This is a genomic window from Hymenobacter wooponensis (assembly GCF_004745865.1).
Classification (GTDB): domain Bacteria; phylum Bacteroidota; class Bacteroidia; order Cytophagales; family Hymenobacteraceae; genus Hymenobacter; species Hymenobacter wooponensis.
In genome coordinates this window covers 319,107-331,940 of sequence record NZ_SRKZ01000003.1, presented here as the reverse complement: position 1 = coordinate 331,940, position 12,834 = coordinate 319,107, and the positions used below count along the sequence as shown (strand labels likewise).

Annotated in this window: 11 protein-coding genes; 6 read left to right on the top strand and 5 right to left on the bottom strand. The window is 56.9% G+C overall.

Features of this window, described 5'->3' with window-relative positions; translation table 11 throughout:
- The first annotated feature begins 638 nt into the window (after positions 1-638).
- The 3 genes from EU557_RS11720 to EU557_RS11710 all read left to right on the top strand — a co-directional run bounded on the left by EU557_RS11720 (position 639) and on the right by EU557_RS11710 (position 4,050).
- Positions 639-2,396, top strand: coding sequence for a S8 family serine peptidase (locus EU557_RS11720; RefSeq protein WP_135530644.1), 1,758 nt, complete (start codon positions 639-641; stop codon positions 2,394-2,396).
- On the top strand, positions 2,393-3,115 hold the full coding sequence (locus tag EU557_RS11715; RefSeq protein WP_135530643.1) for a hypothetical protein: 723 nt from the start codon (positions 2,393-2,395) through the stop codon (positions 3,113-3,115). The genes EU557_RS11720 and EU557_RS11715 overlap by 4 nt, the downstream gene beginning before the upstream one ends.
- 332 nt (positions 3,116-3,447) lie before the next feature.
- Positions 3,448-4,050, top strand: coding sequence for a hypothetical protein (locus tag EU557_RS11710; RefSeq protein ID WP_135530642.1), 603 nt, complete (start codon positions 3,448-3,450; stop codon positions 4,048-4,050).
- A 232-nt stretch (positions 4,051-4,282) separates the two neighbouring features.
- Here EU557_RS11710 and EU557_RS11705 read toward each other — a convergent pair whose 3' ends face one another.
- Positions 4,283-5,620: a M23 family metallopeptidase gene (locus EU557_RS11705; RefSeq protein ID WP_135530641.1), complete on the bottom strand. Its 1,338-nt coding sequence runs from the start codon at positions 5,618-5,620 to the stop codon at positions 4,283-4,285.
- 182 nt (positions 5,621-5,802) lie between these two features.
- On the opposite strand from EU557_RS11705, the gene EU557_RS11700 reads away from it, so the two are divergent.
- Both EU557_RS11700 and EU557_RS11695 read left to right on the top strand, forming a co-directional pair.
- Entirely contained in the window at positions 5,803-6,657 is an 855-nt protein-coding gene (locus tag EU557_RS11700) for a hydroxymethylglutaryl-CoA lyase (protein ID WP_135530640.1), read from the top strand.
- Between the two features lie 101 nt (positions 6,658-6,758).
- A complete protein-coding gene (locus EU557_RS11695; RefSeq protein ID WP_135530639.1) occupies positions 6,759-7,490 on the top strand; it encodes a (Fe-S)-binding protein in 732 nt (243 codons plus the stop codon).
- Positions 7,491-7,677: 187 nt separating this feature from the next.
- Here EU557_RS11695 and dapA read toward each other — a convergent pair whose 3' ends face one another.
- Positions 7,678-8,547, bottom strand: a complete 870-nt coding sequence (gene dapA / locus EU557_RS11690) for a 4-hydroxy-tetrahydrodipicolinate synthase (RefSeq protein WP_135530638.1) — start codon at positions 8,545-8,547, stop codon at positions 7,678-7,680.
- A gap of 124 nt (positions 8,548-8,671) precedes the next feature.
- On the opposite strand from dapA, the gene EU557_RS11685 reads away from it, so the two are divergent.
- The gene (locus tag EU557_RS11685; protein WP_135530637.1) at positions 8,672-9,598 is read left to right on the top strand and encodes a polysaccharide deacetylase family protein; all 927 of its coding nucleotides are present in this window, start codon (positions 8,672-8,674) and stop codon (positions 9,596-9,598) included.
- An 83-nt stretch (positions 9,599-9,681) separates the two neighbouring features.
- Here EU557_RS11685 and EU557_RS11680 read toward each other — a convergent pair whose 3' ends face one another.
- From EU557_RS11680 to ligA, 3 genes are all read right to left on the bottom strand, one after another.
- Positions 9,682-9,987, bottom strand: coding sequence for a hypothetical protein (locus EU557_RS11680; RefSeq protein WP_135530636.1), 306 nt, complete (start codon positions 9,985-9,987; stop codon positions 9,682-9,684).
- A 5-nt stretch (positions 9,988-9,992) separates the two neighbouring features.
- On the bottom strand, positions 9,993-10,436 hold the full coding sequence (locus tag EU557_RS11675; protein WP_135530635.1) for a rhodanese-like domain-containing protein: 444 nt from the start codon (positions 10,434-10,436) through the stop codon (positions 9,993-9,995).
- A gap of 146 nt (positions 10,437-10,582) precedes the next feature.
- Positions 10,583-12,745, bottom strand: a complete 2,163-nt coding sequence (ligA, locus tag EU557_RS11670; protein WP_135530634.1) for an NAD-dependent DNA ligase LigA — start codon at positions 12,743-12,745, stop codon at positions 10,583-10,585.
- Positions 12,746-12,834: the final 89 nt, after the last annotated feature.

Sequence of the window (12,834 nt, the reverse complement as noted above, 5' to 3'; positions counted from 1 at the left end):
TGAAATAGCTGGTTTGTATACTCAAGAATAATAGAGTTTGGGATTGAAACTCTGTTTATGCATTTCTAGATATTTCGCTGAGCTGCCACTTTCAATACTTTTTTGAAGTACTAAACAAGCGCATGTCGGCGGTAGGAATGTGTTTGGCAATAGCACTAAATACATTGCTAGAATAGTCAGCTAGGCTAAGCATAAGAACTTTCATGCCTTCAAGAAGCGCGTATTATAGCGTTAAGCTCAATAAAGGCCTTAAAAATAACGTTGTAGCAATATGCTTTGATAGCTCCGAGATATGCGTGTTACCGGGTGGTGTAATGAAAAATTATATCAGGCACTCGATGTGTAATGATAGATAGTACTCTTGTTTCATAGGTACAACGTCCCGAACTATAGCACATTTCCTTACTGTATTCAGTACAGCTTTTATGAATTGGAAATTGTCTGATCTATTTTTAATCCGATTGCCTTGAGGACTGTTGCAGTACGGGGTTGTGGGTAAAATGGCTAATAGGCTGGTTGAGCTAACTTTTGCATCGCTACCATGCATTTCCCGTACCTTGTAGGGCTTTTATCAGGTTTACACGTTGCTATTCTCGGTTCGCTTGTATCGGTCTACGCTTTCTCTTTTTCTCCGGCCAATGCTATTAGTGGGTGCACTGATGGTAGCGGGTCTTACGGTAGCTGCCCAGCCTGCTCCAGCTGCTGAAGAGCCTGGCCTAGGCCGGTTCTGGGTGGTATTCAAAGACAAGAAGGGGACGAAATTTTCTCCGGCTCAATATTTCACTCCTCAGGCGCAGGCACGGCGGGTGCGTCAGCACCTGCCCGCCGCCGATAGCACCGATTTTCCCGTACGCGCTGAGTATGTAGCGAGTGTACAGCAGCAGGTGCAGGCAGTGCTGCTAGTAAGTAGGTGGTTTAATGCCGTAGCCTGCCAGTCTACCTCTGCTCAGGTTGCGCGGTTACGCCAGCTGCCTGGGGTGCGCTCGGTAGAAGCTTTGCCGGAGGCTACGTTGTTACCGGCTGCCCGTTCGGCTGATGCATTAGGTGCTTCCATGGATCTCTCAGCCTTGGACCGCCAGCTGGCCCGCCGCCAAACAGCCAGCCTAGGGGGGCGAGACTTCCAGCAGGCTCATCTAACGGGGCAAGGTGTGCGCATTGCTATTTTTGATGTAGGCTTCAATGGGGCTGATCAGCACGTAGCCTTTGCCCACCTGCGGCGGCGGAAAGCTATTGTGGGTACGTACGATTTTCTGAAGCGTACTTCTTCTGTGTACCAGGGTGGTACGCACGGCACAGAAGTGCTTTCCTGCATTGCGGGGCGCCTGCCCGATAGCACATACCTAGGCCTAGCACCCCAAGCGGAGTTTCTGCTGGCCCGCACTGAGCAGATGTATCGGGAGCGGTATGCGGAAGAGCTGGCTTGGTTGGCAGCCGCTGAATGGGCTGACCGCAACGGCGCCGACATCATCAACTCTTCCTTGGGTTACACAACCCGGCGCTACTTCCCCGAGCAAATGAACGGCCGCACCAGCCTAGTAGCCCGGGCCGCTGAGCTAGCCGTGCGCAAAGGAATTTTAGTGGTAAATGCGGCCGGCAACGACGGCGACGATAACCAGTGGCGCACGGTGGGTACTCCTGCCGATGGTGACTCCGTGCTGGCTGTGGGCGGTATCGATCCTGACACATACCTGCACATTGATTTCAGCAGCTATGGGCCAACGGCTGATAAGCGGCTGAAGCCTAACGTATCCGCGTTTGGCACTGTGATGGCAGCAGCCCCCGGCGGCTACGTGCGCACGCAAGGAACCTCCTTTTCAAGCCCCCTGATGGCGGGCTTTGCTGCCTGTGTGCTGCAGCAGCAGCGAGACCTTCCCGTCATGACGCTGTTCCAGAAGATCCAGCAGTCAGGCAACCTCTATCCTTACTTTGATTATGCCCACGGGTACGGCATGCCCCGGGCAGCGTTCTTCACGCAGGCCACTAGTCAGGGAGCAGCAATAAAGCCTTCTTTTGATTTTGTGCGTCAGGATTCGGCGGTAGCCATCATTATTCGGCCAGAAGCGGCTCTCATTCCGGCGCGCACGCTGCCGCTCTACGCCGATTCTATTGGGGCCGTTACGCCCGACCCAGCGGAAGCGCCACCCGTAGCCAAGCTTGGCCAAGAGGTGCCCCACCAGCCATCCTCAAATACACCCGACCCCGACCCAGTGCTGGGCCCCGGCCACCCAGATTACCTGTATTGGCAAATAGTAGATGCCGCTGGGGTAGTTCGTCGGTATCAGGTGCTGGAAGTAAGCCAGCGGGCCGTATTGCGGGTGCCACTTCGGCGCCTGCGCCCGGGCGATGTCCTGCGCGTACACTACCGTGGTTTCACTCAAGTGTATTCTGCTTCATGAGATTTCTCCCTGTTGCTTTTACCACCGTGCTACTAACTGTTAGTGCGGCGCAGCAAAGCTATGCCCAACGGGTGTTGCTCCGCTCTAACACTAGCCAAGACACAGTGCGGGCTACCTACGGACCCAACCGGGCCTTTTTTCGGCATCTGTATGTAAGCTATGTGCCCATTGTAGGTTCAGCAGCCAGTGCGGGTGCGGAGCTACGGGCGTTCAAATCGGCAGAATACTCGTTGGGGGTGCGGCACAAATACCGGTTATCTAACAAGGCGGCGACGGGCTTTGATTTGCGCTATACTCGCCTCAATTACGCACTGGCCCAAACAGACGATAAGATATTGCCCTCCGCCAGTAAGCATTACAGTGAGGCTCTCATCTTGCATCAGCTGGTAGTGGAGCCCTACGTGCGTCTAAACTTTGGGCGCCGAGGCAATGTGGTAGGCCACTACCTCGATCTAACTGGCTGGGCTGGGTGGGTAGCCGGCACTGTGCATGCCTATGAGGACCGCCCAGGGGCACAAGGTGCTTCGCGCACGGTGGTGCACGAGCGGGGGCTAACCTATCTGCGGCGCTGGCCTGCTGGGGTGGGGGCTCGTGTAGGCTCTAACCGTTATGCGGCCGTTGTGAGGTACCGTTTAACCGATACCTTTACCGATGCTGCTTCAGCCATTTACCCGGAGTTACCGCGTTGGTCTGCTGGGCTGGAGCTAGGATTATTTTAGCCTTAGCGTAATTCTGCAGTGCAAAGCTTCTTGTAAGTGTATGAGAATGTGTTGAAAAGACTTTATCCAGCAGAAATGTAAAACCAGGGCTCAGTAATTAAGCGTAAAAAGCAATGAAAGGTCCTTTTGTACAGTTTGGAAGCAGTCGACCTGCACCTTGCTGAGAGCATCATTTTGCTTCGATTTACCCGGAATAACTTCTAGTAAGGTTTCACGGTACACGGTCGAACTAAACTCCTCTGGTATAATAATGGCTAGGCCACCCGACTATGTTCTTATCTGTCGGGATGATTCGTACTTTGGCGAACTGAAAGATGGTTGACGTATCACAAATGAAAAAATATATACTCCCCGTTGCCGGCGCTCTGTTACTGGTGCAAACTACCTCGTGTATCAACACAGAGCGTGAAGTGGGGACTTCCAAAAACGCCCAAAAAGTGTTTACGCCCGCGCCGGAAGGTAGCCGCTCCCGGCTGTCGGAGCGGAGCGTGTTGCGCACGGTAAATGCCGCGCACTATTTCTCTAACACCAAAACCAAGGACAGCTTCATCCTGCAATTGCGCGGAACGAAGATTGCTACGGCCCAGGCTAACTTTATCATCCTGAGCAGCAAGGGCGATACTCTGCGTAAAGAGATAATGCCTGCTTCGGCACTGATTAACGAACGGGATCTAGCCGACCCTCAGGCGGCAACAACCCGTGATAAGGAAATTGCCATTCTGCAGGGGATGAACAGCTTTTTCCGCGACGACCGTTTCGTTCAGCCTGCTATTCCGAAGACATCAGTGCAGCCTGAAAACGTTGATGTGCAATCGTGGAGCAGTGTGAAAGAGGATGCCCGCGCCGTTGGCTTCGATTATGTTGGTTCAGGTGGCCGCGAGCGTCGGCTGGCGTACTCCAAGAAGCTCAGCCGAGCGGTAGTAGTAGCCGAGTAGGATAACTTCAGAACTGTAAACACAGAAAAAGCCTGGCTACTGGTAGCCAGGCTTTTTCTGTGTTTGCACGGGGGCGCAAGGCGTGGGGCTGGGCCGAAACGGAAAACGCGGTGCAGCTCCCCTTGAGAAAAGCTACACCGCGTTGTACTCCAATCACCGGTTCAAACCTACGAGCCGCTGCATGAACGCAGCATGAAGCTTCAAAGAATGAATTGTTTTTTGTGGGAGAGGCCTAGGAAGCCGTAGGGGCCAGCCACCCCACTCGGCCATTCGTGCGGCGCACGAGGCGGTACCCCCCAAATTCGCCCAGCACAGCCACCGTGGTTTTGGCAGGAAGCAAGTCGAGTGCCTGGGCATTGGCCTGGGGCAGGGCGTACATGTCGGCGGCCGTTGCCAATGCTTCCCGCCGTAGGGGCTCAGCCTTAAGCACCGTGCGTGATGGAACATAGCCAGTACGGCCGGTAGGGAGCTGTACTCGCAGCCAATCAGAGGTTACACCCAGCACCAGCAGGGGCGTTGGCTTAGCCGTAGTGGCCACGGTGGCGCTTTTAGCTACAGGGCTACGGTGCAATTGTAGGCGCGGATCTTTGGCCCGTACCCACTGGCCTAGACGCTCGGGGGCTACCCGCGGAGCCGCCGGTAACACATCTGGGCGGCGCACGAACGGAAACGGGTCAACAGCCCCGCGGCCACTACGGTAAACACCAAAGTGCAGATGTGGGGTGGTAGTACGGGCATTGCCCGTGTTGCCCACCAGGCCTAGCGTATCGCCAATGCGCACCCGCTGGCCCGGTTGTACCAGTTGTTTGTCAAGGTGGGCATAGTATAGGTGTTGGCCGTGCTCACTATCGGCTAGCCAGACCACTAGGCCACCCAGGTTGGTTTCGTTGACTCGGGTAATAAATCCGTCGGCGGCTGCAATAGCGGGAGTGCCGCGCTTGGCAAAAATATCAATTCCCTCGTGGCGACGGGCTCCACCGTCACGGTCGGAACCCCAGAAGCTGCCCACGGCCGCATCATTCTTCCCGCGCACCGGAAAGCTTAGGCTGGGCTCCCGTTGCACGCGCAGCGTGTAGCGGCCGGCCCGGAGCAGCTCCGGCTGCACGCGTAACACGTGCTGCTGGTCGTTGTCGGCGGTGTAGCGAAACGAAAGATCAGTGGTATCGGCTGAGGCTAGTAAATTGGGCTTAGCAGTGGCGGGGCGCAACTCGAAAGCATCCAGAAACACACGAGCATCGGTGCCCGGGGCCAGCTTGAGGCTCACGTGAATCGTTTCTCCATTCCGGACTTTGTACCAATACCCCACGGCCGTAGCGCGGTCGGCGGGGAAGAAGCCGCTTTCCTGAAAGGGCAGCGTGATGGTTAGAGAGTCGTGCAGGGCCTGCTCAGCAGCGCGTAGCCAGTCGCGGCCCAAGGCGGTTTCATCTAGACGTGCCTGCCGCAGTCGGCGGGCATATTCTTCGTGAGGAGTCGATTTCTGGAAGATACCCTGCAGCGTTTGACTTTGGCTACAGGCGGTAAGAAATAGGACGAAAAAAACGGCAGGCAGGGCACGAAGGCGGTGCAGCATGGAGACGGATCAGGCAATTGTAAATAGGTAATAGGATAAACCCCAGCCGCGGCCTAGTAGTTCGGTAAGGATTGCTTCCGTCGCGTGTTATGCTACTGCCGCTGCCAAGGCTAGGCCTGTGCTTGGCTGCCGAACAGTCGGCAGGCACAGCTACCTTTACGCTCCCAATCAAGCCCCACCCCATGCTCCACCTCACCGAATGCCCGCGCGATGCCATGCAGGGCTGGCCTACCTTCATCCCCACTGCCGATAAAATTGCCTACCTCAACACGCTGTTGCGAGTGGGCTTTCAAACTCTCGACTTTGGTTCCTTCGTGTCGCCGAAGGCTATTCCGCAGCTGGCCGATACAGCCGAAGTACTCGACGGGCTTGATCTAGGCCAGTCAGGTACGCATCTGTTGGCCATTGTGGCCAATCTGCGCGGAGCTGAGACGGCCGCGCAGCACCCTCAGATTCGGTACATCGGCTTTCCCTTATCGGTTTCCGAAACCTTCCAGCAGCGGAACACCAACAAGAGCATTGCGCAAGCCCTCGACGACGTAGCCCGCATGCAGGAGCTCTGCGCGCGCACTGGTCAGGAGCAAGTGGTGTACTTAAGCATGGGTTTCGGCAACCCCTATGGCGACCCGTGGAGCCCCAACGTGCTAGGGGAGTTTACGCAGAAGCTCGGCGCCCTGGGGGTGTCTATTGTGGCCCTGTCTGATACTATTGGTGCCTCTACGCCAGCCACCATTAGCCCGGCTTTCCGGGAGCTGACGGCTGCTTTCCCCGGAATCCGTTTCGGGGCTCATCTGCATACTACCCCCGATAGCTGGCAGGAGAAAGTGCAGGCGGCCTATGAAGCTGGCTGCCGCCACTTCGACGGCGCCCTCGGCGGCTATGGCGGCTGCCCCATGGCCGCCGATCAGCTCACCGGCAACATGCCCACCGAGCGCCTGATAGAGTTTGGGGTGACGGTAGAGGAGGAGCCCATTCTCGATTTAGAGGCCCTCACGGTTGCTCTGGAGTGGAACCAGCGAATTTTTGCGGGGCATTAACCGTACTTTGTCAGTCCGACTAGCGAGACAAGTCGAGCAAGTGGCCTATAAGGCTACCACACTCCTTGCCCGCGGTCGAAGCATTTTCTTATCTGTCGCTCATGCCTGCCGTTGACCTGTTTATTCCTTGCTTCGTAGATCAGCTGTTCCCAGAAACTGCCATGAACATGGTGAAAGTGCTGGAAGCAGTGGGCTGCGAGGTTTATTACAATGCTTCTCAAACCTGCTGTGGGCAGCCCGCCTACAACGCCGGTTACAAAGAGCAGAGCCGGGAAGTGGCCTGCAAGTTCCTCGACGACTTTCCGACCCAGCAGGAGCGGTACATTGTGAGCCCCTCAGCCTCCTGCATCGGAATGGTGCGCAACACCTACGCCGAGCTGTTTGAGGGCACTTCCGAAGCTGGCCGCTACCACGGCGTGGAGCGGAGGGCATTTGAGATGACGGAATTTCTGGTAGATGTGATGGGGGTAAAGTCCATTCCACAGGCCCGCCTGCAGGGGAAGTACACCTACCACGATTCCTGCTCTGCCCTGCGGGAGTGCGGTATCCGCGAGGCGCCCCGGTTGTTGCTCGACGCCGTACCTGGCCTAGAGCGCCTGGAAATGGCCGAAACTGAAACCTGCTGCGGCTTTGGGGGCACCTTCGCCGTGAAGTTCGAAGCCATATCCGTAGCTATGGCCGAGCAGAAAGTAGAGCACGCCCTCGCCACCGGCGCTGATTACCTCATCAGCACCGACACCAGCTGCCTCATGCACCTCGATGCCTACATTCGCCGCGAGAAAAAGCCCATCAAAACCCTGCACGTAGCCGATGTGCTAGCGAGTGGGTGGTAGGCCACTAGATGCCTTGCAGCATTTTGAGTAAAGTGAAATAGCTTGTCTGGCCCATTGTGCATTCCCTTGAAAAGGTAAAAAGCCCTTACTTCTACCTGAGAAGTAAGGGCTTTTTGAGTAGATCATCAGAAGAAGAGGACCATCGAAGCAGTACTAGCGTTGGCCCTTTTCGCACAACGGTAATGGCCTACAGCAGCTTCTGAATCCGAGTTTTCAGCCCCTCTGTGGCGTCCATGAGGGGGAGGCGCACGGTGCCAGAGCACACGCCTAGGCCCTCTAGAGCTGCTTTTACGCCCACGGGGTTGCTCTCTTCGTACATCAGCGGGTTGAGTTCTACGAAGTCGAACAGTAGCTTGCTGGCCGCTTTATAGTCGCCGGTTAAGGCGTGGCGAGTCATGTCGGAGAAGCGGCGTGGGAAAGCGTTGGCCAGGACGGAAATGATACCGATAGCTCCGAAGCTGATCAAGGAGGTGGTCATCATGTCATCACCCGAAATCAGGAGGAAGTCCTCGGGCTTAGCAGCAGCAATGGCAATGCACTGCTCTAAGTTACCGCTGGCTTCCTTAATGCCAATGATGTTGGGATGGTGCGCAAGCTGCAAGGTAGTGGCGGCCGTAAGGTTGGAACTGGTGCGGCCAGGTACGTTGTAGAGCAGCACCGGAACCGGCGAAGCATCGGCAATGCGCTCATAATGCGCAATGATGCCGCGCTGGCTGGGCTTGTTGTAATAAGGGCTGGCCGAGAGCAACGCCGTAATGCCGGTAAGGTCGGTGTGCTGAATGGTACGGACCACGGCGGCCGTATCATTGCCTCCAATACCGTACACCAGCGGCACACGGTTAGCGGCTTGCTCACGCACTACGCGCAGAATTTCAGCCTTTTCTTCGGTGGTGAGGGTCGGCGACTCGGCAGTGGTGCCGTTAATAACAAGGTATTCAACACCTCCATCGATGGTAAAGTCGACGAGGCGGCGCAGGGCGTCGAAGTCGACGGCGCAATCGGTGGTAGGAGTGAAGGGAGTAACGAGGGCTACGCCAGTGCCACGGAGTTTGTCCATGCGGGAAATTAGCGGTTGATTTGTAATGGGAAGACCCGCAACGAAGGTACTATGCCGACGGCGAAGGTCAGCTCGTTTCCTTCAAAAGTTCGGCTTACCAAGGCCGGTCGTGTTAACCCAATTCATGAAGTTTACTTATTACCCGTTGCTGGCTGCTGCCACCATCGCCACGCTCAGCGGCCTGTCGGCCTGTAACGACGCCAAAACGGCCACTGCTGCCGAAAACGCAGCCTCTGCCACCGCCATTGCGGCTGATTCGGCTTCTACAGCCACTATTACCACGGCCGGCAACGCTACCGCCGCCGACATCAGTACGGGCAGCCCGGCTACTATTCCGGCCAGCAAGCGGGCCGATGCCGCCACCATCCTGGCCCGGCCCCAGGTGCCTATCCTGTGCTACCACCAGATACGCGACTGGCGCGCCAAGGACTCAAAAGGGGCTAAAGACTATATCGTGCCAGTTGAGCAGTTTAAGGCTCAGATTAAAATGCTGGCCGACTCGGGCTACCATGCTATCCTGCCCGATCAGCTGTTTGCCTACCTTACCACGGGGGCCCCGCTGCCAAGCAAGCCCATTATGCTCACCTTCGACGATACTGACCTTGACCAGTTTACTATTGCCCGGCCTACGCTGGACAAGTACGGGTACAAGGCCGTGTATTTTGTAATGACCGTGAGCCTAGGCCGCCCCAACTACATGACCAAGGCGCAGGTGAAGCAGCTTTCTGATGAAGGCAACATCATCGGCTCGCACACCTGGGACCACCACAATGTGAAGAAATATCAGGGCCAGGATTGGGTTACGCAGATTGAAAAGCCCACCAAACAGCTGGAGGAGATTACCGGCAAGAAAATCAACTACTTCGCCTACCCCTTCGGCCTCTGGAACCCCGAGGCTTTCCCCGAGCTGAAGAAGCGCGGCATGGACGCCGCCTTCGTGCTAGCCGAGAAGCGCGACCAGCAGGACCCGCTGTTCACCATCCGCCGGATTATTGCCAGCGGCTACTGGAGCCCCCGCACCCTGCACAACAGCATCGTACAAAGCTTCTAGACCAGTACTGCACGGACTTCGCGGCTCACGCTACGATATTGAATAAAAAAAGCCCCACCATCTGAGTAGATGGTGGGGCTTTTTTATTTGATCAACTCAAAGAAGTCGGGAGGTAGTTCTTGCAAGGTCAGGAGAACTTGGTCGCGGACTGCTTCGTCAGGACAGGCAAATGATAAGCTCCAGTTATCAAGGTCTAGGCTGGCCTCAACGCCTAGTAGCTCAAAGTCGGCGAAGCACCCATCTAGCGTGTGTACCAGAGGCGGCAGCTGAAACTGATAGCTATCAGCCAAATAGCACAGCACCAATTGAAACAGAATGGTTTCAACTGGTTCCATCTCAATGCTAGGCCACTGGTTACCCACCCAACGGCTGGGAAAAAACTGCACCATGCAGCTTATTCCGTCTTCAGCCCACTTTGCTGCAGCGTCTTAAAGGCACCGGCGTTGATGACGTTCTTAAAGCCTTTATCCTGGAACAACACCGCAGCCTTGCCACTTCGGTTGCCGGAGGCGCAGTACAGTACATAGGTTTTGGAGGGGTCGAGCTGGCTTACCTGAGTAGCAAAATCAGTGGCCCGGAAGTTTACATTCCGCGCATTGCTTAGGTGGCCGGCCGCAAACTCTTCCGGGGTACGCACGTCAAGTAGCACTACGCCCGGTTGTGCCAGCGCCTGCTGTACCGCGGATATGGGAGTTACCGGCACCGAAGGGGCAGTAACCGTGGAGGGCGCAGCAACTGCAGGCGTTGGGGCAGTAGCCCCAGGCTGAGTTTGGCCCTGTGCAAAGGCACAAGTGGCGGCCAAGAAGAACGCAGAGGCTATAAGAACGGAGCGAAGCATAGGGAAGACAGGTAGGCGGGAGCGGGGAAGTAGTGTGGCTGCCGCTGGCGAATGGTAACTGGTCTGTGCGGGGGAATGTTCCCGGCGTGTATGGGCTAGTCTAGCAGTAGGCCAACTAGCACACACGCCGGGATTTCCAGGGGGAGTTAAAACAGTGAGCCTTGCTGGCCTAGGCCAGTGCCGGGCTTTGACTCGGGCGTACTGCTGTCAGGAGAGTCAGGGGCTGGGAGCAAGTCGGCAGTTAAGAGGGTAGGCGTATCACTGGCCTCCTCTTCCTCGGGAGTTTTGGTGTCGGTGGGCAACATGGCCAGCAGGTCGGCTTCGGAGATGATGGGCACTTTCAGCTCAGTGGCTTTCTCGCGTTTGGCGGGGCCCATCTTGTCGCCGGCTACCAGGTAGCTAAGCTTTTTACTGATGCTGCCCGTAACCTTGCCGCCGTGCTGCTGAATCAGCTGCTGCAGGTCTTCGCGGCTGTATTGCTCAAACACACCCGAAAGCACAAACGTGAGGCCGGCCAGCCTGTCGCTGACAGCTTGGGGGGCTTCACCCGTGAGAGCCATCTGCAGGCCAGCCGCCTGTAGGCCACGAATCATGGCCTGGTTTTCAGGCTCCTGGAACCACGCCGCCGCCGACTCGGCAATAACGCCGCCTACTTCAGGTACGGCGGCCAGCTCAGTAGCACTGGCAGCGCTAAGCGCATCCATGGTCCGGTAGTGGGCAGCCAGCTTCTCCGCTACGGTTTCGCCTACGTAGCGAATGCCTAAGCCAAACAGAACCCTATCGAAGGGTACTTGCTTGCTTTGCTCTAGGCCAGTGAGGAGACGCTGCACTGATTTTTCGCCCATGCGGTCGAGCTGCGCAAGCTCAGTGGCTTTGGCGGGTAAATCGTACAGGCTGGCAGCATCCGTCACCAGGCCTAGGTCGAAGAAACGCCCAACGGTTTCGGCTCCTAGGCCATCAATGTTCATGGCCTTACGCGATACAAAGTGCTCTAGCCGCGCTTTCTGCTGAGGTGGGCAGCCCCGGTCGTTGGGGCAGCGGAAGTGCGCTTCGCCTTCCGGCCGAATTAAGGGCGTACCGCAGGCGGGGCACTCCGTGGGGTACTTTATGGGCTGGCTATCCGCTGGCCTAGCGCTCAAGTCAACCCCCGTAATCTTGGGAATAATTTCTCCTCCCTTCTCCACGAAGACCATGTCGCCGAGGCGTAAATCAAGCGCCGCAATCTGGTTGGCGTTGTGAACCGAAGCGCGCTTTACCACGGTGCCCGCCAGCGGTACCGGGTCGAGGAGGGCCACGGGCGTTACGGCACCGGTGCGGCCCACTTGGTACTGAATGCTGTTGAGGCGGGTGCGGGCGGCCTCAGCGGGGTACTTATAAGCAATTGCCCAGCGTGGGCTCTTGGCCGTGAAGCCCAGAATTTCCTGCTGCTGAAAGTCGTCTACCTTAATTACGATACCGTCGGTGGCAACGGGTAGCGTAAAGCGTTGTTTGTCCCACTCGTGCACAAAGGCCAGCACCTCCTCAAGGGAGTGACAGCGCCGCCAGGTATCGGACACGGGAAGGCCCCAGCTTTGCATGGCCTCCAGAGAGGCACTATGGGTGGGGAAGGAGCCCCGGCCAGAGGTAAGGTAGGAGTAGGCGTAGAAGCGCAGACGGCGGGCCGCTACCAGCGCCGAGTCCTGCAGCTTTAGAGCGCCGCTGGCCGCGTTACGCGGGTTGGCCAGCAGTTGCTCCCCGTTGGCCTCGCGCTCCGTGTTCAGCTCCGCGAATACGGGCAGGGGCATGAAAATCTCCCCGCGTACTTCAAACTCCTTGGGCTGATTGGTGGCCGGCCGCAAGTGCAAGGGGAGGTTTTTGATGGTACGCACATTGTTGGTCACCACGTCGCCGCGAGTGCCGTCACCACGCGTAACGCCCTGGGTGAGCTGCCCATCCTGATACGTCAGGCTCATGGCTACCCCATCAAATTTTAGCTCGCAAACATAGGTCACGTCGGCTCCCTCTAGGCCACGGCGCACCCGCTCGTCAAACTCCCGCAAATCTGCTTCTGAATAGGTATTGCCCAGGCTAAGCATGGGGTAGCGGTGCTCAGCCGTTGGGAACTGCTTGGTGATGGTGCCGCCAACGCGCTGGGTAGGTGAATTGGGGTGAGCAAACTCAGGGTGCTCCTTTTCAAGGCGCGCCAGCTCTGCCAGCATGTGGTCGAACTCCTGATCCGGCACTTCAGAAATGTCGCGCTGGTAGTATTGGTAGTTGAGGTGGTGCAGACGCTCAGTAAGGGCAGTTATCTGTTGCTGAATATCGGTCATGGAGGTACGCTTGGGTGGCTCAGAGGCTTACAACGCTGGCAGCGAAACTCCAAGGAGCAACGCCCAACAACGCTTCCGCAAGCTACGAA